Source organism: Streptomyces tanashiensis, from assembly GCF_014648895.1.
Classification (GTDB): domain Bacteria; phylum Actinomycetota; class Actinomycetes; order Streptomycetales; family Streptomycetaceae; genus Streptomyces; species Streptomyces tanashiensis.
The window spans coordinates 122,129-145,115 of record NZ_BMRZ01000012.1 but is presented as its reverse complement, the minus strand read 5'-3'; the positions used below and the strand labels follow the sequence as shown (position 1 = coordinate 145,115).

Below are 22,987 nucleotides of genomic sequence, written 5' to 3'. Positions count from 1 at the left end.
TATGTGATATCTCGTGACGCTCGGTGTCCATAGTCCTGTCATGACGAGAAGTGACTGCGGACCCCCGAGGCCGCGTACCCGGGCGCCCCGCGTCGTGGCCGTGGCGGCGATCCTCGGGATTCTGGGCAGTGGACCGGCCGGCTCCCTCGCCCACGCCTCGGGCTCCGACGACCGACCTGCGGCCCCCGCCCCCCGTGCGGGCGCCCCGCTGCTCGGCGAGACCTTCACCGGCGCCACCGCCGACGCCCGGTTCACCGCCGTCGGCGCCGCCTGCCTCACCGGCGCCGCCCCGGCACCCGAGGGCTCCGGCGACCATCCGCTCATCGGCTGCCCGACCCCCGGCGTCGGCCCGGTGCCCCCGCAGAACGGCGCCCCGCACGGATACCTGAGGCTCACGGACTCCGGGAACGACAAGAGCGGCGCCGTCCTCTTCGACCAGGCACTCCCGGCCGGCAACGGCCTCGACGTCACCTTCGACCAGTGGCAGTACGGCAGCACCACGCCCAACAATCCGGCCGACGGCATCTCCTTCTTCCTGGTGAACGGCGACGTCTCGCTCGACCACCCCGGAGCCTTCGGCGGAAGCCTCGGCTACGCCCAGAAGCTCCCCGACGACAACCCCAACCTCGAGTTCCTCCCCGGCGTCGACAGCGGCTACCTGGGCGTCGGCCTCGACGTCCTCGGGAACTACTTCGGTGACTGGGAGCACCGCGGCAACGGCTGCCCGACCCGCTCCCCGGCCGGCACCGGCTTCCGCGTCCCCGGGCCCGGCCGGAACATGGTCACCGTCCGTGGCCCGGGCGACGGCACCGTCGGGTACTGCTTCCTGACCGCGACGACCGGCAACCTCACCACCACCCCGCCGTGGCCGTCCACCCTGCCGGGCTCCCTCCAGGGCCCGCTCACCACCCTGCCGGCGAATGTGACGCCGCAGCAGGCGGAGACCCTGCTCGAACCCTCGCGGCGCCGGGTGAACGTGCACCTCACCCCGGCCCCCGCCCCGGTCCTCACCGTCTCGATCGACTTCAACGACGGCCAGGGCATGCGCCAGGTCCTCCAGACCCAGGCTCCGGAGCCCGTGCCGTCCACCTACAAGTTCGGCTTCGCCGCGTCGACGGGCCTGTTCACCGACGTGCACCTGATCCGCAACGTCTCGGTCAGCACCGAACAACCGCTGCCCGAACTCAACCTGGTCAAGCAGGTCCACGAGCCGAGGCCGGGCGAACTCGTCGCCGGCACCCCCGTCGCGTACGACTTCGTCGTCACCAACGCCGGCAACACGCCGATCAACGACATCGCGGTCCACGATCCGACCGTCGGCGACATCGACTGTCCGGTCGCCGTCCTCGAACCGGGGCGGACGATCACCTGCACCGGCACCTACCTGATCACCGCCGCGGACGTGGCCCGGGGTCACGTCACCAACACCGCGCGCGCCACCGGCACCTCCGGGGGCGACCCGGTCACCTCCCCGGACTCCACCGTCAAGGTGCCGATCGAGGCGCCTCCCGGCATGACCGTCGTCAAGAGCGTCGACGCCGCCGAGCCCTTCGACGTCGGTGACACCGTGCCGTACAGCTATGTGGTCACCAACGAGGGCGGCACCGAGATCACCGGCCTCGCCATCACCGACGACCGCGTCACCGGCATCACCTGCGACTCCGCCACGCTGGCCCCGGCAGGCAGCCCAGGCGACAGCACCACCTGCCGCGGCTCCTACACCGTGACCGCCGCCGACGCCCAGACCGGACACGTCACCAACACCGCCAAGGCCACCGGCACCTCCGAGAGCCGGCCGATCGAGTCGCCGCCGACCGAGGCCACCGTCACCGTCGTCGGCACCTCCTCCCTCGGCCTCACCAAGAAGGCCGACACGGCGGGCCCGGTCCGCGTCGGACAGACCGTCACCTACACGTACACCGTGACCAACACCGGCCGGACGCCCCTGAACGACCTCGCCGTCCAGGACGACCACGCGCCCGACGTCACGTGTGACGCCACCACCCTGGCCGCCGGCGAGGACACCACCTGCCGGGCCACGTACCGGGTGACCGAGGCCGACCTCGCGCTCGGCCACCTCACCAACCAGGCCCGGGCCACCGCGACCGACCCGCGCGGCGGCACCGTCCTCAGCCCGCTCGCCGAGGTCACCCTGAGCGTCGTCGGCGTCTCGAAGCTGACCGTGACCAAGAAGGCCGACACGGCCGGACCGGTCAAGCCCGGCGACCGGATCACCTACACGTACACCGTGGCCAACGAGGGATCGACCTCCCTCGAAGACATCGCCGTCACCGACGACCGCGCCGCGGACGTCGTCTGCGAACCGACGACGCTGGCACCCGGCGCCCGTGCCACCTGCCGCGCCACGTACACGGTCACCGAGGAGGACGCCCTCGCCGGCCACGTCACCAACACCGCCAGGGCCACGGGCACCGACCCCGCCGGCGGCACCGTCGAGAGCCCGCCGGTCCGGCTCCGCGTCCCCGCCGTCTGCCCGCCCCACGGCTACGACTGGGGCTACGGCCACGGCGGCTGCGAGGACGGTGATCACGGCTACGGCGACAACGGCTACGGCGCCGGCCACGACAAGACCGCGAAGCGGCCCGGGAAGGAGACCGCGCGCTGACCTGACCCCCCTGGGACACGGGACCGGACCGAGCCGCCGAGCGGCCGGTCCGGTCCCTTCGTCAGCCCGGGGGCAGCGGTCAGACGGCCGAACGGAAGGCGGGCAGGTAGCCGCCCGACTGCCCGGCGGCCTTGGGATGGTAGGAGTTGGAGACCGGTACGGACAGGCTGTGCAGCCAGGAGTCCGAGGAGCAGATCTCGTGGCCCGTGAACTCGTCGACGACACCGGAGAAGGTGAAGCCCGCGTTCGCCGCCTGCTTCGCCAGCACACCGTTGAGGGTGTCGGAACCCCGGTTGATGGCCGCTCGCTCGGTCTCGCTGAGTCCGGCGATGCAGGTTCCGGACAGCTTGTAGAACCGGGGGTACCCGAGGACGATCACGTGCGCCTGGGGCGCGCGGCTGCGGATGTCTCCGTAGAGGGCGGAGAGACCGCCGGGCAGCGTGCTGTTCATCTTCACGACGGCGGCGTTCACGGCCGCGACGCAGGTGGCCTCGCTGTTGAGCACGCACGTCTGCATGATGTCGGCGAACCCGACGTCGTTGCCGCCCGCCGTGACGCTGACGAGGGTCGTGGACGCGTTCAGCGGAGCGAGCTGGCCGCTGCGGACGGTTCCGGTCGTCGCACCCGAGCAAGCGGTGAAGGAGAACGAGGAGGGGGAGTTGGCCGCTGCCCACAGGCTGGGGTAGGCGTTGGTGCTGCGACGGCAGTCGCCGCTGTCCGAGAGGTAGCTGCCCGCGCCCACGCCGGAGGAGTACGAGTCCCCGAGGGCCACGTAGCGATGGCCGGCGGCGCCGGCCGGCTGGGCCGCTCCGAGGGCCGCGGCGGCCACTGCGAGCACGGTCGATGCAGACAGCACGAATCTTCGCCAGAGCATGGCGATCAGCCTCAAATCCAGAGTGGGGGAGGTGAGTTGGTTGAACGCGACACTTCTAGCAGGGCGGAGATACCGGCGGGTAGCCCTCGGGACGGAAGTCGTCCGCTTTGCGCGCATGTTTAGTTCTCCGCGCGTAGACTCGTCCCGATTGCGCCCTGTGCGCGCGTCCGGCGACGGTGGGCCGGGGCGGCTGCGGCGAGCGGCTCGGGGACGGCGCTTCGGCGCCGGAGTCATCGAGCCGCGACTCCCCTCCGTACGCCCGTTGAGGGGATCACCGAGTCGCGACAGGGCGTATATCAGGACAAGATGACACTTCGTGGCCCTGGAGAGGCCGCACAGGCCCCTTCGCAGGAGGGGAGACCGTGAGGATCCCCATCTCCGAGGAGGCGGGAATGGCTGAGCTCATCGTCATCGGATACGACGACCCCCACGTGGCCGAGCAGGCGTTCGCCACGGTGCAGGACCTGCAACGGGACTACGTCGTGCACCTGAACGGTCTCGCGGTCGTCTCCGTGGACGCCGACGGCGCCACCCATGTCGACACCAGCAGCCGCATCATCGGCGTCTCCGCCGCCTCCGGGGCCATGTGGGGAGCCATCTTCGGTCTCCTCTTCCTGCTGCCCGGGGTCGGGCTCCTGACCGGAGCGGCCCTCGGCGGCCTGGTCGGCAAGCTCAGCAAGTCCGGAGTCGACGAGCAGTTCCGCCGGCAGGTGGCCGACCTCCTCAAGCCCGGCTCGGCCGCCGTCGTGATCATGGCCTCGAAGCTCACCGAGGACAAGTTCACGGTGGCGATGCGGCCGCACGGCGGCACCGTCCTCAAGACCTCGCTCAGCGACGAGGACGAGAAGGAACTGGCCGAGCAGCTCGCCGGCCCCCAGTAGCCGGGCCCCGCCCCGCAGAACCACCGGAACTCGCCAGGAGGGCTCCCTCATGAACCCCGCGCTCAGCAGCGACGTACTCGCGAAGCTGCGACAGCCCCGCCCGTACCCCGCCGTGTCCCTCGTGATGCCGACGCACCGCCGGGAGCCGGACAACGCCCAGGACCCCGTACGCCTGCGCAACCTCGTGGCCGCGGCGGAGAAGGCGGTCCAGGACGATCCGGCAGTGACCCGCGAGCGGCGCGCGGACGTCCTGGACCAGCTGCGCCGGGCGGTGGCGGAGGTCGACCTCGCCCACGCCGAGGACGGTCTGGTGATCTTCGTGGCCCCGGGGGAGCACCACGTGTGGTCGGTGGCCCGGTCGGTGCCGGAGCGCGTCGTCCTCGCCGACACCTTCCTCACCCGCAACCTCGTCGCCGCCCAGGCCGCCGAGCAGCCCTCCTGGGCGCTCGCCGTCGCGGCCGACCGGGTCTCGCTCTGGAGCGGCAGCCCCGAACGGCTCACCGAGCACACCGGGGACGGGTTCCCGCTCACCCGCAGCCTCGAGGACCCGGACGCGGAACGCAAGGAACGCGTCGGCGACCTGCCCAGCACCTTCCAGGACGAGGCGACCCGCCAGTTCCTGCGCGAGGCGCACACGGCCCTGCGCGCGGTGCTCGCCTCCGAGCCGCGCCCGCTCTACGTGATCGGTGAGCCGGTCGCACTCGCGCTCCTGGAGGAGACCGGGCCGCTCCCGCAGGACACGACGCCCGTCCACCGCGGAGGACTCGCGAGCGGCCCCGCCGCGGCGGTCCACGAGGCCGTCGAGCCCGCCCGCGCCGCCCGTGAGGCCGCCGGGTCGACCACCGTCATGGCCGAGCTGGGCGCGGCCAGGGGGCGCCGCGAGTTCGCCGGCGGCCTCGACGAGGTGTGGCAGGCCGTGAAGGAGGGCCGGATCAGACTGCTCGCCGTCGAGGACCACTACCGGACCGTCGTACGGGACGAGGGCGGCCATCTGGAACCGGCCGAGCCCTCCGAGGCCGGGGCACGGGACGACATGGTCGACGAGATCGTCGAACGGGCCCTCGACACCGGAGCCGAGGTCCGGTTCGTACGCGACGACACCCTGCTCGACATGGACCGCATCGCCGGCGTCCTGCGCTACTGACGACGGCCGCACCACGGCAAAGAGAAGAGGACGGATCCTGTGAACCCCACATCGGCGGGTGCGAGGCGGTCGGTGCGCACCCGGGCGGTGAGCGCGGCAGCCGCCGTCGTCGTCACGGCTCTCGGAGCCGCCGGTCTCGTGTCCTGCGACACCGGGAACGACGACACCGGCGGTCCCGCGTTCAGCGAACGCCCCACAGCCCCCGACACGGCGCGCTTCTCGGGCGAACCGCCGTCCTCCGTCGCCTCCTCGGCGTCGGAGGTGGTCGAGTCCGCCCGGGCGTCCGCCTCCTCGGCGGCGGCGTCGGCGTCCGCGCGCGAGGCCTCGCGCGCGGCGTCCGTCGGGGCGGAGATCGAGCGTTCCCGGCAGGCGGCCGAGAACGCTCTGAAGGACGTGCAGGGACAGGGCAACGCGCTGGGCGAGGTCGGCATGACCGGCAAGCCCAGGGCGGACACCGGAGGCGTGCTGACCGTCGTGGTGACCATCACCAACAAGACGTCAGAGGAGGCCTCCTACGCCGTACAGGTCGACTTCCTCGACCCTTCGGGCAAGGTCGTCGAGACGCAGTTCGTCGGTGCCGAGGACCTCGAACCGGGTGGACGCAAACAGCCGTTGGTCATCAGCAGGCAGCCTCCTGAGCCCGTGCTCACCCCGAGGCTCACCAAGGCAGAGCGGTACTGACACTGACACAGGAGAGCGGTATGTCCGAACTCATCGTCATCGGCTACGAGGATCGTGCCGTAGCGAACAGGGCCTTCACCAAGGTCCAGGAGCTCGACGGCAAGTCCGAGATCGACCTGACCGGACTCGCCATCGTCTCGGTGGACGCCGACGGCGAGATCCATGTGGACACCCCGTCCAGGAGAAAGGGGCAGGCCGCCATCGATGCCACCGCCGGCGCCCTCTGGGGGATGGTGTTCGGCATCTTCATCCTCACGCCGGGGATCGGCGTCGTGGGCGCCGCCGTCGGAGGGCTCATCGGCAAGCTGAACCAGATGGGCCTCGACAACAAGTTCCGCGACAAGGTGCGGTCGCTGCTCGAACCGGGCTCGACGGCCGTCGTGATCATGGCCTCGACGGTCGCCGAGGACAAGTTCACCGCGGCCATGGACGAGTTCGGCGGAACCGTGCTCAAGACCACGCTCTCGGAGCAGAGCGAGCGGGAGCTGGCCGAGCAGCTGACGGGCCCGGACGCCACGGCCTGATCCGGCGGACGGCCCCCGAAACGTACTGGAACCGGCCCCCTCCAGGGGGCCGGTTCCACGTGTGGGGGTGAGGTTGCGGGGCTTCCGGAGCGGTCCGTCGGGACGAGTCAGGGCCGAGGCGTCCCGCCGTCCTCGGCGGCGAGCAAGGCGGGCAGGCCGGCGATGGAGTCGAGGACGTGGTCGGGTGTGCCGGAGGCGGCGCGGTGCGTCTCGGGGAGGTACTTGCCCGTCCTCACCAGGACGCCGGTGATGCCGGACCGTTGGGCGGCCAGCACGTCGGATTCGATGTCGTCGCCGATCATCAGCGCCTCCTCCGCGTCGACGCCGAGATGGGCGAGGGCGCTCGCGAAGAACGCGGGGGCCGGTTTGCCTGTCACCTCCGCATGGGTGCGGGCGGCCTTCTCGAGCCCTTCGAGGAAGGCCCCGGTGTCCAGGTCGAGGCCGCCTTCGGTGCGCCAGTACAGATTGCGGTGCATCGACACCAGCCGGGCCCCGCGCTGCAGTTGGCGGAAGACCAGGTTGAGGGCCTCGTAGCCGAACTCGGCCCCGGCGCCGCCGAGCACGACGACGTCGGCGTCACCCTCCTCCACGAGGGTGACGCCCGTCAGGTCCTCCCGTACGTCACCGCTGTTGAGCAGGAGGCAGCGCGCGCCGGGAAAGCGCTCGCGCAGATACGCCGCCGTGGCCGCCGGGGCGGTCAGAACGTCTCCCGCTTCGACGGGGAAGCCCAGGCCGGCCAGACGTGAGGCGATGGCGGCCCTGGTCCGGGAGGTGTTGTTGGTGACCAGCGCGACGCGGAGCCCCGCGTCACGCAGCTGTTCCAGGGCCGAGACCGCTCCCGGCAGAGCCTTCCAGGAGACGGTGAGGACGCCGTCGATGTCGACCAGGACCGCTCGGATTCGTTCCATGGAGCCGACGGTAGCCGCGAGGCCGGACACCCGCGCCTCACCGGCCCCGACGACGCCGCACGTCACTGCGTCTGCGCGCTACGGGCGAGGGCCTCCAGGGCTGCTCCTTCGGCCGTGGAGCGGTCCTCCGGGACCAGGCCGATGCGGGTGCGGCGGTCGAGGAGGTCGGAGGTGTCGAGGGCGCCTTCATGGCGGACGGCCCAGACCAGTTCGGCGCCCGTGACCGGGTGTCCGGGGACGACGGGCTTGCCGAGGGCGGGGTCTTCGAGGCCGAGCGCGTGCACGGCGGGGGCCTCGGAGCCGTAGCGGTGCACGAGCCGGGCCGGGACGTCGAGCCCGGCGAGGACCTGTGGCCGGGCGGCGCCGACGAGGGGGACGGAGGCGGTACGGCACGGGCCCGCGGTCAGGCTCCCGGCGGCCACGGCGGCGTCGACGGCGTCCTGGGCCATGCGGCGGTACGTGGTCAGCTTGCCGCCGACGACGGTGACGACGCCGGAGGGGGAGGTGAGCACGGCGTGCTTGCGCGAGATGTCGGCGGTGCGGCCCGCCGCGTCCCGGGTGTCGAGCAGGGGGCGCAGGCCCGCGAAGGCCCCGACCACGTCGGCGCGCTGGACGGTGACGTCGAGGGCGGAGCCGAGGACGTCGAGGAGGAAGCCGATGTCGGTCTCGGGGACCTCCGGCACGTCGGGGATGTCGCCGTCGACGGGTTCGTCGGTGAGGCCGACGTACACGCGTCCGTCGCCCTGGGGCAGGACCAGGACGAAGCGGTTCGTCTCGCCGGGGATCGGGATGTGCAGGCCCGCGGAGAGCCGGCCGAGGTCCTCGGAGCGCAGGACGAGATGGGTGCCGCGCGAAGGCCGCAGACGTACGTCGTCGACGAGTCCGCCCGCCCAGACGCCGGCCGCGTTGATGACCGTGCGGGCGCGGATCCGCAGCTCCTGGCCGGTGGTCTCGTCGCGGACCAGCGCACCGTCGCGGTGCAGCTCCAGGGCCCGGGTGCGCGTGAGGACGTGGGCGCCGTACGCGGCCGCCGTGCGGGCGATCGCGGTGACCAGCCGCGCGTCGTCGGAGAGCCGGCCGTCCCAGGAGAGCAGTCCGCCGCGCAGCCCGGTGGGCCGCAGGGCCGGGGCGAGATGGCGGGTCTCGACGGCGGACAGCGTGCGCGGCTGGGGCAGCGTGCTCCGCGAGGTGCGGGCGCTGACGCGCAGCAGGTCGCCCGCGAGGAATCCGGCGCGGGCGAGGGCGGCCTGGCCGCGGCTGACGAGCGGGGTGAGGGGCAGGACGAAGGGCTGCGCGCGGACGAGGTGGGGGGCGGTGCGCTCCATGAGGATGCCGCGCTCGACCGCGCTCTCGTGGGCGACGTCGAGCTGCCCGGACGCGAGGTAGCGCAGTCCGCCGTGGACGAGCTTGGAGCTCCAGCGGGAGGTGCCGAAGGCGAGGTCGTGGGCGTCGATCGCGGCGACGGTGAGCCCGCGGGTGGCCGCGTCGAGCGCGGCTCCGGCCCCGGTGGCACCGAGCCCGACGACCAGGACGTCGACCACGCCGTCGGCACTGCCGTCGGCGAGCCGCTCCAGTTCGTTCAGGCGCCGCCGGGCGTTGAGGGAGGAACCGGGCAGGGCGGGGCTGCTCGTGGGGTTCATGGGGCGATGGTCCTCTCCAGCAGGGTGCGCAGCTCGTCGAGGAAGGCGGCTTCGCTCAGTTCGGGATCGGTGTCGTCGGTCATGGTGCGCAGCGAGAGCGTGAAGGACTGGACGACGAGCAGCAGGGACCGGGCCTGCAGGTCCGGCCGGACACGGCGCACGGAGCCGTCCTCGTGGCCGTCCTCGAGTGCCGTGTGCAGGAGCCCGAGCAGGGCGTCCTGGCTGGCGCCCCGGCGGTCGAGGATGTACGGCAGCAGCAGCTCGGGGTCGACGTCGATGATCTTGTGGAAGAGCGGGTGGGCCCGGAACGCCGCGGCTCCCGCGACGAGCCCCTCGACGATCCGCTCCCGTTCGGGCCGGTCCTCGTCGGAGGGCGGCATGGCGCCGGCCGCGACGGTGATCCACTCACGGGTCATCAGGTCACCCACCAGGCTGCGCACGTCGGGCCAGCGCCGGTAGATCGTCATCCGGGACACGCCCGCGCGCCGGGCGATGTCGGTGAGGGTGGTTCGCCGTACGCCGACGGCGAGCACACAGTCGCGTGCGGCGTCGAGCACGGGATCTGTGTCTTCATGGTTGTGACGAATGGGCGTCATCTGTCACAGTGTAATGCCAGCGTCGGCCGAATGGCAGCGCCATCCGTGAAACAGACCGTAAGGAACCCTTTCGAAGTGGACATGTTGTGGAGCGGTTGGGGCGACCCGGCCAAGGCGGCACCCCTGCCCGACTCGGTGACCGGCCTGCTGCGTGACCTGCTCGGCGTCACGCCGCGTGAGAGCGGCCCGGCCGCCCTCGCCGACATCGAACCGCCCGCCCCGGCGCTGACCGACGAGGCCCGCACCGCGCTGCGGGCGGCCGTCGGCGCCCCCGACGCCCTGCGGGAGGACGCCGAGAGCCGCATCCGGCACACCCGCGGCAAGTCGACCCCCGACCTGCTGCGCATCCGCGCCGGCGAGGTCGACGACATCCCCGCCGCGGTCGTGCTGCCGGGCGACCACGACGAGGTCCTCGCCGTGCTCCGCGCCTGCGCCGAACACGGCGTCGCCGCCGTGCCCTTCGGCGGCGGCACCTCCGTCGTCGGCGGCCTCGCGCCCACCACCAAGCGGCCGTTCGTCGCGCTCGACCTGCGGCGGCTCGACCAGCTGCTCGCCGTCGACGAGGTGTCCCGCACCGCGACGCTGCAGCCCGGTCTGCGCGGCCCGCAGTGCGAGGCGCTGCTGAACGAGCGGGGCTGGACCCTCGGGCACTTCCCGCAGTCCTTCGAATGGGCGACCGTCGGCGGCTTCGCCGCGGCCCGCTCCAGCGGCCAGGCGTCGGCCGGATACGGCCGCTTCGACGAGATGGTCCTCGGCCTGACCGTCGCCACCCCCGAAGGCACCCTGGAGACCGGCCGGGCCCCGCGCTCGGCGGCCGGCCCCGACCTGCGCCAGCTGATCCTCGGCTCCGAGGGCGCCCTCGGAGTGATCACGGCCGTGACCGTGCGCATCCGTCCGCTCCCCGCGAAGCGGGTCTACGAGGGCTGGCGCTTCGCCTCCTTCGAGGCCGGCACGGCGGCACTGCGCCGACTCGCCCAGGACGGCCCGCGGCCCACGGTGCTGCGGCTGTCGGACGAGTCCGAGACCTTCATCGGTCTCGCGCAGCCGGACGCCATCGGCAGCGCCGGACTCCCGCAGAACCCGGGCTGCCTGGCCATCGTCGGCTACGAGGGCACCGAGGAGGAGACGACGGCCCGCCGCGCCGCCGCCCGCGAGGTCCTCCTGGCCTGCGACGGCGAGCTCATCGGCGAGGAGCCCGGCGACAAGTGGGAGCACGGCCGGTACAACGCGCCGTACCTGCGGGACGCTCTGCTCGACGCCGGCGCGTTCGCCGAGACGCTGGAGACCGCGGCCTTCTGGTCCGCCGTCCCCGGCCTCTACACGGCCGTGCGGGACGCGCTGACGAGCACCCTCACCGAGGCCGGCACGCCGCCGCTCGTCATGTGCCACATCTCGCACACGTACGAGAACGGCGCCTCCCTGTACTTCACCGTCGTCTCCGCCCAGGGAGAGGACGCCGTCGCGCACTGGGAACCGGTGAAGCGGGCGGCCAACGACGCGATCCTGGCCGCGGGCGGCACCATCAGCCACCACCACGGCGTCGGCACCGACCACCGCGACTGGTACGCCCGGGAGATCGGCCCCCTCGGCGTGCGCATGCTGCAGGCCGTCAAGGCCGAGGTCGACCCCTCCGGTGTGCTCAGCCCCGGTGTCCTCATCCCCGTCCGCTGAACCCTACTTCTGCTCGCCCGGAGGCCAGATCCATGCGACAGTTCACCGCCGTCGTCAACCCCACCGCAGGGGGTTCCAGCGGCACGGCGGGTCTGCTCCCGCTGGCCCGTCTGCTGCGGGAGGCGGGCGCGAGGCTCGACACCGTCTACAGCCGCAGCCTGGAGCACGCACGCGAGCTCGCCCTGGACGCCGGGGCACAGGGGCACGTCGTGCTCGCCGTCGGCGGTGACGGGATGGCGGGCTGCGTCGGCGGTGCGCTCAGCGGTACGGACACGGTCTTCGGCCTGGTCCCCGCGGGGCGCGGCAACGACTTCGCGCGCGCCCTGGGCCTCCCGACCGACGCCCCGCGGCTGGTCGAGACGCTGCTCCACGGGGAGCCGCGGGCCGTCGACACGATCGAGGTGGAATCCGCCGTGCACGAGCGGACCTGCGTCCTCGGAAGCGTGTACGCGGGCGTCGACGCGGTGGCCAACCGCCACGCCAACGCCTCCCGCCTGCTGCGCGGCGCGGCGTCGTACTACGCGGGCGGCCTGCGAGCGGTCCTCGCGTGGAAGCCGGCCGCGTACCGCGTCACGATCGACGGGGTGAGGCACGAGCGCACCGGCTACACCGTGGTCGTGGCGAACTCGGGCTACTACGGCTTCGGGAGGAAGGTCGCACCCGGCGCACGCGTCGACGACGGGATGCTCGACGTCGTGGTCATCAAGCAGGCTCCGAAACGTCTCTTCTTCGCCATGATGAACGAACTGAAGGCAGGCGTGCACGTGAACCGGCCCGAGGTCGAGATCCTGCGCGGCAAGGAGATCCGCCTCGAAGCGGACCGCCCCCTCCCGTACGGAGCGGACGGCGAGGTCGACGCGACCCTGCCGGTGACGCTCAGGGTGCGGCCCGCCGCTCTGAACGTCCTGGCCTGACCAGGACGTCCGCGGGCCCGTCGGGCCCGGCACACCGGGTGCCCGGAGGGAGCGACGCCTCCTCCGGGCACCCGGCCGCGTCCAAAGCCCCCTACGAGGGATACCGCCCGCCGATGCCCTGGTTGTCGGGCTGTTGCGCGATGGCCCGGCGGGCCGGGTCGGTGAACTCCCGCTCGATCGACTCCCGCAGCAGGCCGATCTCCGCTCGCACGGCGGCGTGCTGAGACTGCGGCAGGATGCCGAGCAGGTCCTCGAGCATGGCGCGGAGCCGACGGCAGACCTGCACGGAGGAGCCTCCGTACTCGCGGATCTCGCAGACGGCGAGCTGAAGGAAGTTCTCCCAGTCACGCCCCGGGAGCACCAGCCGGGCGTGCCCGTCGCGATCGGCCAGCACATAACGACCGGGGAGGCGTGCACTGCCGACCGTGTGCAGGAAGGACTCGATGTAGTTGACCACCTGCACCGCGGTCGTCGGGTCGTTCACCGCGGGCGAGAGGGCCCTGATGGCGATGTCGACGAGGACCCTCAGGGCGAAGGCGGGGTCCTGTTCGATGGTGCGCTCGGACCCGAGGGCGACGAGATCGGTCACCCGGTCCGGGTCCGGTTTCGACGTGCCCCCGTGGACCTCGATGAGGACCGTGCCGGGCGGCACGAAATCGCCGATCAGCCGGGTCACGACGAAGACGCAGTCGTGGCGCGCCGCCTCCGCGACCAGCCCGGCCACGTCGAACGCCTGGATGGCTCCACCGCTTCCGGTGCGCACGCGCATCACCGGACCGTCGGACGGCACGGTTCCGTCTCCGCGGGGCGCCGCGTCCCGGATGGCCGCGGCCCCGCTCGTGAAGACGGCCTCTCCCATGCGGGTGACCAGTTCGGCGATGGCCACCGGTCTGAGGCTGTGGGTGAACCTGTTGAGGTAGATGAGCAGGAGGACGAGGCTGACGGCCACCGCCACGCCGGCCAGGGTCACCCCGAGGTCGGGGACGGAGTCGGTCTCGACGCTGCGCAGCAAGGAGAACGCGAACGCGAACGTCCCGGTGAAGGTCGCCAGCACCGCCTTCTGCAGCCGGTCCCGGTACCACAGGCGCATGTAGCGGGGGGAGAGGGTTCCCGTCGCCTGCTGCACGACGAGTACGCCGATGGTGACGACGAATCCGAGCAATGCCACCATCGCCCCCACGATGGCGGAGAGCACGCCGCTCGCCGTCGTCGCCGAGTAGTGCCAGCCGCTCGGCGGCCGGTCCGTGCTGTCGGCGACGAGCGCGAGCTCGGCGAGCAGGACGCCGAGGACGAGACCGAACAGCGGCACGATCCACAGACTCGCCTTGATGTACTGCCGCAGCCTGAACCTGGCTGCCCAGGACGTCAGGACGCCCACGTCACGCCTCCTTCACCCGGAGGAGTCCGGTGCTCATGAGGCACACGAGACCGCGGGCTCCCTCGGCGGGAACGCTGCCCTCCCACGGTAGAGCCCTTCCCGGGGCGGCGCAGCGGCGGAGCTCCCGTCGCCGCCCGGTGCGACCGGCTCGCCAGGACGGGACGACCCTGTCGGCCTAAGCTGGCCGAATGGCGCCCGGATCACGTCCTCGGGTGCCGCGCCACGGCGCCCGATCGTTGTCTACCGGGGCCGAAAGGGGCTCAAGATGGACGACTATCCCCTGATCGAGAACCACGGCCTCATCGGTGATCTGCAGACCGCGGCCCTCGTGACCACCGATGCGACGATCGACTGGTTCTGCTGTCCGCGCTTCGATTCGCCCAGCGTCTTCGGCGCCCTGCTCGACCGGCGGAAGGGCGGCCACTTCACCGTCAGGCCGGCCGCGGACGCCTACACCACCAAGCAGCTGTACCACCCGGACACCGCCGTGCTGGTGACGCGCTTCATGACCGAGGCCGGGGCGGGCGAGGTGGTCGACTTCATGCCGGTGACCGGCACGACGGCGACGGACCGGCACCGTCTGGTCCGCATGCTGCGCTGTGTGCGGGGCAGCATGACCTTCGAAGGGGAGATCGCCCCGCGCTTCGACTACGGGCGCAAGCCCCACGAGCTGCACCTCACCGAGCACGGGGCCCTCTTCACCTCGGAGGACCTGGACCTCGCCGTCCACGCGGTCCGCGAGCCGCAGGACGATCGGCTGCTGACCGACCTCTCGGGCGACAAGGACCTGCGCTTCCGTCTGACCCTGCGGGCGGGGCAGCAGCGCGGCATGATCCTGGAATCCTCCCCCGGCGGGCCGCCGCACGAGGTCCGGGTGGGGGAGTTCGACCGGCTCTTCGACGAGACGGTCGGTTTCTGGCGCTCCTGGCTGGGCCAGTCCACCTACGAGGGCCGCTGGCGGGAGGCGGTGGAACGTTCGGCCGTGACGCTGAAGCTCATGACCTACGCGCCGACCGGCGCCCTGGTGGCCGCCCCCACGACGGGGCTGCCCGAGCAGGTGGGGGGCGAGCGCAACTGGGACTACCGGTTCACCTGGATCCGCGATGCCTCGTTCTCGGTGTACGCCTTGCTGGGCCTGGGCTTCACGGAGGAGGCGAAGGCGTTCATGGTCTGGCTGCACGACCGCGTCAAGGAGAAGGCCGGCGAGGCGAACGGCACCGGGCCGCTGAACATCATGTACCGCGTCGACGGCACCTCCGACCTGGTCGAGGAGACCCTGGACCATTGGGAGGGTTACCGCGGTTCCGCACCGGTCCGCATCGGCAACGGAGCCGCGAGCCAGCTCCAACTGGACATCTACGGCGAGGCGCTCGACAGCATCTACTTCGCGCACCGGCACGGCATGCATCTCGACACCGGAGGCTGGAAGGCGCTGCACACGCTGCTCGACTGGCTGGTCGACCACTGGGACCAGCCCGGAGAAGGGCTGTGGGAGACCCGCGGCGGCCGGAAGGACTTCACCTACGGCCGCGTGATGTCCTGGGTCGCCTTCGACCGCGCCCTGCGGATCGCCTACGACGACGGCCGTCCCGCGGCCCGCGGGCGCTGGGTGGACGCGCGCGACGAGATCTACGCGCAGGTCCTCAGCCGGGGATGGGACCCCGAGAAGCGGGCATTCGTGCAGCACTACGGCGACGACGTGCTCGACTCCTCGCTGCTGCGCATGCCGACGGTCGGCTTCATCACGCCGGACGATCCGAAGTGGAGGACGACCCTGGCCGCGATGGACCGCGAACTGGTCAGCGACAGCCTGGTCTACCGCTACAACCCCGAGGCGTCACCCGACGGACTGCGCGGCTCCGAGGGCACGTTCTCCCTGTGCACGTTCATGTACGTCGACGCCCTGGCGCGGGCCGGACACACCGACATGGCCCGGCTGGTGCTGGAGAAGATGCTCACCTACGCCAACCACCTGGGCCTGTACTCCGAGGAGATCGCCCTGACGGGACAACAGCTGGGCAACTTCCCCCAGGCTTTCACGCACTTGGCGCTGATCGACGCGGCCATCACCCTGAACGCGAAGCTCAATGGAGCGCGCGGGGGCGGAAGTTAGCCGCACGCAGCCGGATTGCGGGGTTCACTGTCCGCCGGCCGGCGGGACGGCACCGAGGAGAACGACGGTGTCGCCCTCCTGCAGGACGGTCTCCTGCCTCTCGGTGACCGGGACCAGCCGCTGGTCGGCCCGTACCACGAAGAGGGTCTCCTGCTCCGGCGGCAGCGGGGCGGAGGCCGGCTGCACCACGAACCGGGCGCCCTGCTCGTAGCGCTCGGCCAGGACGTGACGGACGAGGGAACGGCCGAAGAGGATGTCGCCGCCGGTGTAGGGAGCGACCACTCCATGGCTGTCGTGCGGGGGGCCGACCCGGTAGACGGGACCCTCGACGTTGTCCTGCATCACGACCGAGGCGAGCGCGTTGAAGTCGTCGTCGTCCGTGGCGAGGAACACGGCCGTCACTCCCTCCAGCCGCGCCCCGGGGTTGATGGCCGTGGCCAGCAGATCGCCCTTGGCCAGGTCGAGCCCCGTCGCCTTGATCCGTTCCCGCTCCTCGTCGAGCCCCGCCCACATCAGCACGTCAAGTCCCGCCGACCGCAGGGCCCTTCCCAGGTCGACCACCCAGGCCTCGCCGCCCACCAGGAGGATGCGTGTGCCCGCCGGTTTGACGACGCCCAGTCGTCTGGCCATGGGGGCGGCCGTCAGCGAGTAGAGCAGGACCGTTCCCACGATCACCAGGAACGTGACGGGAAGGATCTTCGCGGCCCCGCTCTCCCCTCGCTGGACCAGGCTGGCGGAGAACGTCGATGCCGTGGCCGCCGCGACGATGCCGCGCGGGTCCATCCACCCGATGAAGATCCGCTCTCCTCGGCCCAGCCCCGAGCGCGCCGTCGCGGCGAAGGCCACGAGCGGCCGCACCACCAGGACGAGCATCACGATGAGGGCGAGCGCGGGAAGGAGCACCGGTACCAGGGATGCCGGGGTGACGGTGGAGGAGATGGAGACGAACAGCAGCCCGATGATCAGCTGGACCAGGGTCTCGAAGAAGGGGCGCCGGGCCGGCATGTCGAAGCCGCGGATGTTGGCGACGGCCAGACCCGTGACGATCGCGGCGATGAGCCCCGTGTCGTCCCGCACGATGTCGCAGCCCGCCGATACGGCGATCACCGTGGCGAGTTGAGCCAGCGTACCGAGGGTCTCGCCCAGCCGAAGGGTCCGCAGCGTGAACCACAGCAGCGCGGTCCCCGCGGCCCCGCCGACCAGCCCCACGAGCAGGCTGAGACCGAACTGCCCCAGCTGGTATCCCCGGCCGATGTCGACCTGGTGCGTCGTGGCGATGGCGTGGAAGGTGAGCGCGCCGAGGATGCCGCCGATCGGGTCGGTGAGAGTCCCCTCCCAGATGAGAATGCGTCGCACCTTGTCGGTCGGCCGCACGAAGTCGAGCAGCGGACCGACGACCGTGGGGCCCGAGACGACGAGGATCACGCCGAGCATCGCGGCCACGCGCAGCGGCATGTCGAACATCGCCGGTGACACCGTCGCGACGACCAGAAACGTGAGCAGCACCCCGTACGCCAGCAGTCGTCCCACGATCCCCCGGGTGTGGCCGGCGAGCTTGCGCAGGTCGAGCCCCTGTCCGGCGTCGTAGAGGATCACCGCGACGGAGAGCGACACCAGGTCGGAGAAGGCCGGCCCCAGCAGCTTGTCCGGATGAATGACATCCGTCATCGCGCCGGCGGCGAACCCGACCGGCAGCAGGATGATGAGGGCCGGGAGGCGCAGCCTGCTCGCCAGGATCTGCGAGCCGGTGGCGAGCACCACCGTCAGGGCGAGTCCGAGAAGGATCTCGTCGTCGGTCACAGCGGCTTCCTTCGTGGGATTTCGGGCGCGAGAGGGGGAGCGGGCGGTCAGCCGCTCGGTGCCGTGTTCTCGCCGTCCGTGCCGCTTCCTCTGCGCAGCTCGGCGTCGGTGAGTTCTTCCAGCTCGCCGCGGGTGTCCAGCCAGTAGAGGAGGACGACGGCCGGCACGACGAGCACGAGGGCCACCAGGGTGACGATCGCCAGCCACGTCAGTGTCGCGGGCGCGCCCGCGGCGTCGGCCACGGTCAGCGAGGTGGGGAGGAGGTACGGGCGTTGGGCCATGCCCCAGGCGATGACGGCGGAGGCGACGACCCCGACCGCCGTGACGCGCATCCACGCGCCGGGCGTCCGCAGGAGCAGCCAGGCCGTCGCGAGGGCGGCCGCTCCGGCCAGGACGACGAAGAGCAGCCCCAGACCGTGCGTGAGCCCGTGCCACACGTAGGGGGAGTCCTCGTGGGTGACGAACCCGGTGATCACGGCCAGGACGGTGAGGACGGCGAGGCTGCCCAGGGCCCGCCACCTGAAGTAGCCGACCAGATCCGTCGCGCCGAACCGGCGTGCGTCCCCCGTGAGGAAGACCGCGCCGACGAAGGCCGTCGCCGCGATGGCGATCAGCCCGAACATCACGCTGGTGGGGTTGGCCCACGCGTCCACCGAGGCCTCGGTACCGGGCGCCACCCGCCCTGACGCGACCCCGCCGACGGCGGCCCCGAGGAAGAACGGCGTGACGACCGAGGCCACGGCGAACACGGCACCGTACAGCCGTCGGCCGGCGAGCCGCCGGGAGGGCTTGCGGAACGCGAAGCCGGCGCCGCGCAGGACCATGCCCACGACAGCCAGTGCCAAGGGGAGCCACATCGCCGTGAACACGGTCTGGAACAGAGGGGGGAATCCGGTCCACATGACGACGAGAACGAAGATCAGCCAGACGTTGTTGACCTCCCACACGGGGGCCATGGCGTGGTCGATGAGCCATCGGGGCCGTCTTCCGCGTTCCGCGCCCCCGGCCGTCAGATCCCAGAAGCCGGCCCCGTAGTCGGTGCCGCCCGCGGAGGCGTACGCGGCCACGGCGAGGAGCAGCACCACGGCGATGAGGTCGGCGGTCATCGGCGGCCGCCTTCCGCCCCGGAGGCTCCGCCGTCCGGAGCGGGGGCGTCACCCGCGGGGACGGGCGACCGTGGTCCGTAGGGAGTGTCCGTCTCCGGCGCGAGAGGCGACGGCCCTCCTGCCGCCCGCTGCTCGTCGGCGAGCCGCCAGCGCGTACGCATCTTGAGGAGGATGACGAGGAACGAGGCGAAGAGGAACACGTACACCGACATCACCACGGCGAGCATGATCCAGAGAGTGGTGGAGCGGGTGGACGTGACCGCCTCGGCCACACGCATGTTCTGGTAGACGATCCACGGCTGGCGCCCCACCTCGGTGGCGATCCAGCCCGCCTCGACGGCCACGACGGAGGCGACGCCCGCACAGGCCGCGGAGCGGTAGAACCACTTCGACGCGGGAAGCCGTCGGTGCCGCAGCCAGACCAGGCCGTACCAGAGGGCGAGCAGCACCAGTGCGGACCCGATCAGGACCATGAGGTCGAAGGCCCAGTGGGCGATGGTCGCCTGCACGGCCGTGGGGCGCTGGTCCGCCGGCACGGAGGTCAGTCCCCTCACCTCGGTGTCCGGGCTGAATCCGGCCAGGACGGAGTCGAGCAACGGGATCTTGATGCCGCCCGAGACGCTGCCGTCCTCGTTCAGGCGCCCGAAGAGGTACTCCGGTACCCGGGTGTCGGTCTTCCAGACGATCTCCAGCGCGGCGAACTTCACCGGCTGCTTGTGGAACACCGACCGGGCGAGGGAATCGCCCAGGACGAACTGCAGCGGAGTGGCCACCGCGGCGATGGTGAACGGGACGGCGAAGCCGAGCCGGTGGTAGTGGTCCCGGCGGCCGCGCAGCCAGCCCACGGCGTAGACGCCGGACACCACGAAGCCCGCGGTGAGGACCATCGCCACGACGAAGTGCCAGTACTGCGGCCCGAACATGGGCGTGAAGATCGCCTTCCAGACGTTCACGTCGACCGGGTTGCCCGCGGAGTCCAGGGAGAAGCCCTGGGGCGTGTTCATCCAGGAGTTGGCGGCCAGAATGCCGAACGCCCCGAGCAGCGCGGCAGCCGGGAGGGGCAGCCCGAGGAGGAAGTGCGTACGGGGCTTCAGCCGCCGCCATCCGTACAGATAGATCGCGATGAGTACGGCCTCCAGGAAGAACGCCCAGGCCTCGACGCCGAATCCGATGCCGAAGACATCACCCCACCGGCCCATCAGCCCGGGCCAGAGCAGGCCGAACTCGAAGGACAGCACGGTGCCGGTGACGATGCCCAGCGCGAACTGCACCGCCATGACGGCCGACCAGCGCCGCGCCAGGAGCAGTGCCGTGGCGTCCTCGCGCCGCAGACCGCGGTAGTGCATCACGAGGGTGATGAAGGGGAAGGCCACGCCCAGGGGTACCAGGATGATGTGGGACGCCAGGGTGAAGGCCATGAGTTCCCGGGCCGGCAGGAGTTGGGCCGGGGCATCCGCCAGCAGGTGGAACGAGGTGGGCATACACGCCTTCGCTGTTCGTGACGTCGGGAAGAGGGTCAGCCGCCGGTGGCGAAGCCCGGGAAGAGGGTCATCCCGCCGTCGACGTAGAGGGTGGTCCCCACGACGTAGTCCATGAGGTCGGAGGCGAGTGCGACCACGGCGTGGGCGATGTCGTCGGGGTCGCCGATCCGGTCGTACGGGATCAGCTTCAGGAGGTCCTCGCGGGCCTCGGGCGTCTCCCAGGCGGCACGGTTGATCGGCGTCCTGATCGCCCCCGGGGCGACCGCGTTCACCCGGATCTTCTCCGGCGCGAGCTCCTGGGCCAGGGTCTGCATCATCATCTGCACACCGCCCTTGGAGGACGCGTAGTTGACGTGGCCCGCCCACGGGATGATCTGGTGCACCGAACTCATGCAGACGATCTTCCCGGCGGCGCGGGACACCTCGGGGACCACGCCGCGGCGCCGGAACTCCTTGGCCGCCTCCCGGGCGCACAGGAACTGACCGGTGAGATTGACGTCGATGACCTTCTGCCACTGGGCGAGGGTCATGTCGGTGAGCCGGGCGTCCCGCTGCAGTCCCGCGTTGGCGACCAGGATGTCGATGGTCCCGAACTCCTCGACCATGCGGTCCATCATGGCCGTGACCTGGTCCTCCTGGGACACGTCCGCCTCGTACGCCGCCGCGCGCACCCCGAACGAAGCGATCTCCTGGACCACTTCCTCGGCGGCCTCACGGCCCGCCACGTAGTTCACGACCACGTCGGCGCCGGCTCGCCCCAGGCCGATGGCCGTGGCCTTGCCGATGCCCGAGTTGGCGCCGGTGACCAGCGCCTTCTGGCCTCGCAGCAGATGTGTGGGGATCACACCCTGTGGTGCGTCCACGGTGGGACCCATGATGCCCTGCCTCTCGTCGCCGGCGGCCGCGCTCCGCCCGGCTGCGGGCGGCCAGGCACGGAGGTCACGGAACCACCGGTCGCGGCGGTCGGCATGCAGGGAGAACCCCCGTTGGGCCGTTGGGCCGAGCGTCTTCGTCCGATCGGACCAGCGTCCCGGCTCTCAGCCCAGCCGGGCCATGAGGTGGTCGCCGACGCGCAGCGCGTTGGCGATGGCCGTCAAGGACGGATTGACCGCGCCGATGCTGGGGAAGAAGCTCGTGTCGACGACGTAGAGGTTGTCGAGGTCGTGGGCCTTGCAGTTGACGTCCAGCGCGGACGCGGCGGGGTCGGTGCCGAAGCGCACGGTGCCCGCCTGGTGCGCCGTCGCACCGATCGGCATGCCCTTGTGCAGATAGATGCTGTGCGACAGCAGGTGGTGCTCGTGCATGCCCAGGTGGCCGAGCATGCCCTGCAGCTTGTGCCGCAGCCGCTTCAGGCCCTCGATGTTGTTCTTCTCGTCGAGAGCGAGGTGGATGCGGGCGTCATCGTCGAGGGTCACCCGGTTGCCGGCCAGGGGCAGGTCCTCGCCGCACAGCCAGAAGTCGACGGCGTGGTGCGCCAGCACCTCGAACGGCATGTCCGGTGTCACCGCACCGGCCCACCGCGGGGCCTCGCCGTGGATCTGCTCGGCGTCCGACTTGCCCAGCATCTGGATGCCGCCGAGCGGGTAGTCCCAGTCGTCCGCCCCGAAGTACCAGTCGTGCAGGGCCAGCGTCTTCTGGAACTGCGTGTCGTTGGGCTCCTTCGACACCGCCATCAGGGCCAGGTTGTTGTGGCGCATGTAGAAGCGGCCGACCACGTCGGAGCTGTTCGCGAGACCGTTCGGATGGCGCTCGTTCGCCGAGGCAAGGAGCAGCGCCGCCGAGTTGACCGCCCCGCACGAGACGACCACCACATCCGCCGTGAACCGGACCTCCGAGCCGTCGGGCAGCCGGCCGACGACCGCGCTGACCGTGCGTCCACCCGCATCGGTCTCCAGGCGGACCACCTGCGTGTCCGTGACCATCTCGACGGCGGGGTGCCGCAGAGCCGGCTCCACGCAGATGACCTCGGCGTCCGACTTGCCGCGCACCAGACACGGAAAGCCGTCCACACGGTTGCACCGGATGCAGACACTGGAATGGCCGGCCCGCCCCCCGTCCTCCTGGCTGAGATCGACACCGATCGGCAGGTGGAAGGGGTGCAGACCACGCTTCTCCAGGTCGTCGCTCAACTGCTGGATGCGCGGCTCGTGCTCCACGGGCGGACGGGCGTACGGAGCGCTCGCCGCGCCCTCGGTCGGATCCTCTCCGTGCCGTCCGTGGACGAGATAGAGGTGCTCGGCCTGGGTGTAGTACGGCTCCAGGTCCTCGTACCGGATCGGCCAGGCGGGGGAGAGGCCGCCGTGATGACGGAGCTCGCCGAAGTCCTCGGGCCGCAGCCGGAAGAGGGCGGCGCCGTAGAACTTGGTGTTGCCCCCCACGTAGTAGTTGACCTCGGGAGGGAACTCGTTCCCGTGCTGGTCGATCCAGAACTCCGGCGCCCGGTACTTGCCCTTGACGAACACGGCCGTCGAGTCCCAGTTGTCCCGCTCGCGCGGCAGGTAGCCGCCGCGTTCGACGAGGAGCACGCGTTTGCCGGACGGGGCGAGCCGATGGGCGAGGGTGCCGCCGCCGGCGCCGGTGCCGATGATGATGACGTCGTAATGAGGGGCGTCGCCCACGGCGACCACCGTCCTTGAGATCATGGCCCTGA

General features: G+C 71.5%; 18 protein-coding genes. 8 read left to right on the top strand and 10 right to left on the bottom strand.

What is annotated here, in order from left to right:
- Window positions 1-40 precede the first annotated feature (40 nt).
- Window positions 41-2,626: a CLIPPER-2 domain-containing protein gene (locus IE237_RS29095; protein ID WP_189805088.1), complete on the top strand. Its 2,586-nt coding sequence runs from the start codon at window positions 41-43 to the stop codon at window positions 2,624-2,626.
- Between the two features lie 79 nt (window positions 2,627-2,705).
- Here the strand turns inward: IE237_RS29095 and IE237_RS29090 are convergent, their stop codons facing one another.
- Window positions 2,706-3,500 (bottom strand): SGNH/GDSL hydrolase family protein, encoded by a 795-nt coding sequence (locus tag IE237_RS29090; RefSeq protein WP_189805087.1) that lies wholly within the window; start codon window positions 3,498-3,500, stop codon window positions 2,706-2,708.
- Window positions 3,501-3,892: 392 nt separating this feature from the next.
- On the opposite strand from IE237_RS29090, the gene IE237_RS29085 reads away from it, so the two are divergent.
- From IE237_RS29085 to IE237_RS29070, 4 genes are read left to right on the top strand one after another with little or no spacing between them, the layout of a single operon-like run.
- Window positions 3,893-4,381 carry a DUF1269 domain-containing protein gene (locus IE237_RS29085; RefSeq protein WP_189805086.1) on the top strand — a complete coding sequence of 163 codons (489 nt, stop codon included), beginning with the start codon at window positions 3,893-3,895 and terminating at the stop codon, window positions 4,379-4,381.
- A gap of 49 nt (window positions 4,382-4,430) precedes the next feature.
- Window positions 4,431-5,525, top strand: a complete 1,095-nt coding sequence (locus tag IE237_RS29080; protein ID WP_189805085.1) for a baeRF3 domain-containing protein — start codon at window positions 4,431-4,433, stop codon at window positions 5,523-5,525.
- Window positions 5,526-5,564: 39 nt separating this feature from the next.
- A complete protein-coding gene (locus IE237_RS29075; protein WP_189805084.1) occupies window positions 5,565-6,206 on the top strand; it encodes an FxLYD domain-containing protein in 642 nt (213 codons plus the stop codon).
- Window positions 6,207-6,226: 20 nt separating this feature from the next.
- Entirely contained in the window at window positions 6,227-6,730 is a 504-nt protein-coding gene (locus tag IE237_RS29070; RefSeq protein ID WP_189805083.1) for a DUF1269 domain-containing protein, read from the top strand.
- A gap of 107 nt (window positions 6,731-6,837) precedes the next feature.
- On the opposite strand, the gene IE237_RS29065 is transcribed toward IE237_RS29070, so the two are convergent.
- From IE237_RS29065 to IE237_RS29055, 3 genes are all read right to left on the bottom strand, one after another.
- Entirely contained in the window at window positions 6,838-7,638 is an 801-nt protein-coding gene (locus IE237_RS29065) for a TIGR01458 family HAD-type hydrolase (RefSeq protein WP_189805082.1), read from the bottom strand.
- Window positions 7,639-7,700: 62 nt separating this feature from the next.
- On the bottom strand, window positions 7,701-9,278 hold the full coding sequence (locus tag IE237_RS29060; RefSeq protein WP_189805081.1) for a glycerol-3-phosphate dehydrogenase/oxidase: 1,578 nt from the start codon (window positions 9,276-9,278) through the stop codon (window positions 7,701-7,703).
- On the bottom strand, window positions 9,275-9,874 hold the full coding sequence (locus tag IE237_RS29055) for a TetR/AcrR family transcriptional regulator (RefSeq protein WP_189805080.1): 600 nt from the start codon (window positions 9,872-9,874) through the stop codon (window positions 9,275-9,277). The genes IE237_RS29060 and IE237_RS29055 overlap by 4 nt, the downstream gene beginning before the upstream one ends.
- Before the next feature lie 75 nt (window positions 9,875-9,949).
- Between IE237_RS29055 and IE237_RS29050 the strand changes: the two genes are divergently transcribed.
- Together IE237_RS29050 and IE237_RS29045 are read left to right on the top strand one after the other, a co-directional pair.
- Window positions 9,950-11,545: an FAD-binding oxidoreductase gene (locus tag IE237_RS29050; RefSeq protein ID WP_189805079.1), complete on the top strand. Its 1,596-nt coding sequence runs from the start codon at window positions 9,950-9,952 to the stop codon at window positions 11,543-11,545.
- 32 nt (window positions 11,546-11,577) lie between these two features.
- Window positions 11,578-12,459, top strand: a complete 882-nt coding sequence (locus IE237_RS29045) for a diacylglycerol/lipid kinase family protein (protein WP_189805078.1) — start codon at window positions 11,578-11,580, stop codon at window positions 12,457-12,459.
- 91 nt (window positions 12,460-12,550) lie between these two features.
- Here IE237_RS29045 and IE237_RS29040 read toward each other — a convergent pair whose 3' ends face one another.
- Entirely contained in the window at window positions 12,551-13,837 is a 1,287-nt protein-coding gene (locus IE237_RS29040) for a DUF2254 domain-containing protein (RefSeq protein WP_189805077.1), read from the bottom strand.
- Between the two features lie 265 nt (window positions 13,838-14,102).
- Between IE237_RS29040 and IE237_RS29035 the strand changes: the two genes are divergently transcribed.
- Window positions 14,103-15,950 carry a glycoside hydrolase family 15 protein gene (locus IE237_RS29035; protein WP_189805076.1) on the top strand — a complete coding sequence of 616 codons (1,848 nt, stop codon included), beginning with the start codon at window positions 14,103-14,105 and terminating at the stop codon, window positions 15,948-15,950.
- A 24-nt stretch (window positions 15,951-15,974) separates the two neighbouring features.
- Here IE237_RS29035 and IE237_RS29030 read toward each other — a convergent pair whose 3' ends face one another.
- From IE237_RS29030 to IE237_RS29010, 5 genes are all read right to left on the bottom strand, one after another.
- Complete coding sequence (locus IE237_RS29030) at window positions 15,975-17,750, bottom strand: cation:proton antiporter (protein WP_189805075.1); 1,776 nt, start codon at window positions 17,748-17,750, stop codon at window positions 15,975-15,977.
- A 47-nt stretch (window positions 17,751-17,797) separates the two neighbouring features.
- Window positions 17,798-18,856 carry a cytochrome d ubiquinol oxidase subunit II gene (locus tag IE237_RS29025; protein ID WP_189805074.1) on the bottom strand — a complete coding sequence of 353 codons (1,059 nt, stop codon included), beginning with the start codon at window positions 18,854-18,856 and terminating at the stop codon, window positions 17,798-17,800.
- Window positions 18,853-20,337: a cytochrome ubiquinol oxidase subunit I gene (locus tag IE237_RS29020; protein WP_189805073.1), complete on the bottom strand. Its 1,485-nt coding sequence runs from the start codon at window positions 20,335-20,337 to the stop codon at window positions 18,853-18,855. Before IE237_RS29020 ends, IE237_RS29025 begins: the two co-directional genes overlap by 4 nt.
- A 35-nt stretch (window positions 20,338-20,372) precedes the next feature.
- Window positions 20,373-21,212, bottom strand: coding sequence for an SDR family oxidoreductase (locus IE237_RS29015; protein ID WP_189805072.1), 840 nt, complete (start codon window positions 21,210-21,212; stop codon window positions 20,373-20,375).
- A 162-nt stretch (window positions 21,213-21,374) separates the two neighbouring features.
- The gene (locus tag IE237_RS29010) at window positions 21,375-22,979 is read right to left on the bottom strand and encodes a GMC oxidoreductase (RefSeq protein ID WP_370468306.1); all 1,605 of its coding nucleotides are present in this window, start codon (window positions 22,977-22,979) and stop codon (window positions 21,375-21,377) included.
- Window positions 22,980-22,987: the final 8 nt, after the last annotated feature.

Coding starts and splice junctions, on each gene's coding strand:
- IE237_RS29020 (WP_189805073.1), bottom strand. CDS start 20,337: ATGCCCACCTCGTTCCACCTGCTGGCGGATGCCCCGGCCCAACTCCTG.
- IE237_RS29055 (WP_189805080.1), bottom strand. CDS start 9,874: ATGACGCCCATTCGTCACAACCATGAAGACACAGATCCCGTGCTCGAC.
- IE237_RS29035 (WP_189805076.1), top strand. CDS start 14,103: ATGGACGACTATCCCCTGATCGAGAACCACGGCCTCATCGGTGATCTG.
- IE237_RS29060 (WP_189805081.1), bottom strand. CDS start 9,278: ATGAACCCCACGAGCAGCCCCGCCCTGCCCGGTTCCTCCCTCAACGCC.
- IE237_RS29015 (WP_189805072.1), bottom strand. CDS start 21,212: ATGGGTCCCACCGTGGACGCACCACAGGGTGTGATCCCCACACATCTG.
- IE237_RS29010 (WP_370468306.1), bottom strand. CDS start 22,979: ATGATCTCAAGGACGGTGGTCGCCGTGGGCGACGCCCCTCATTACGAC.
- IE237_RS29070 (WP_189805083.1), top strand. CDS start 6,227: ATGTCCGAACTCATCGTCATCGGCTACGAGGATCGTGCCGTAGCGAAC.
- IE237_RS29080 (WP_189805085.1), top strand. CDS start 4,431: ATGAACCCCGCGCTCAGCAGCGACGTACTCGCGAAGCTGCGACAGCCC.
- IE237_RS29045 (WP_189805078.1), top strand. CDS start 11,578: ATGCGACAGTTCACCGCCGTCGTCAACCCCACCGCAGGGGGTTCCAGC.
- IE237_RS29085 (WP_189805086.1), top strand. CDS start 3,893: ATGGCTGAGCTCATCGTCATCGGATACGACGACCCCCACGTGGCCGAG.
- IE237_RS29095 (WP_189805088.1), top strand. CDS start 41: ATGACGAGAAGTGACTGCGGACCCCCGAGGCCGCGTACCCGGGCGCCC.
- IE237_RS29025 (WP_189805074.1), bottom strand. CDS start 18,856: ATGACCGCCGACCTCATCGCCGTGGTGCTGCTCCTCGCCGTGGCCGCG.
- IE237_RS29090 (WP_189805087.1), bottom strand. CDS start 3,500: ATGCTCTGGCGAAGATTCGTGCTGTCTGCATCGACCGTGCTCGCAGTG.
- IE237_RS29065 (WP_189805082.1), bottom strand. CDS start 7,638: ATGGAACGAATCCGAGCGGTCCTGGTCGACATCGACGGCGTCCTCACC.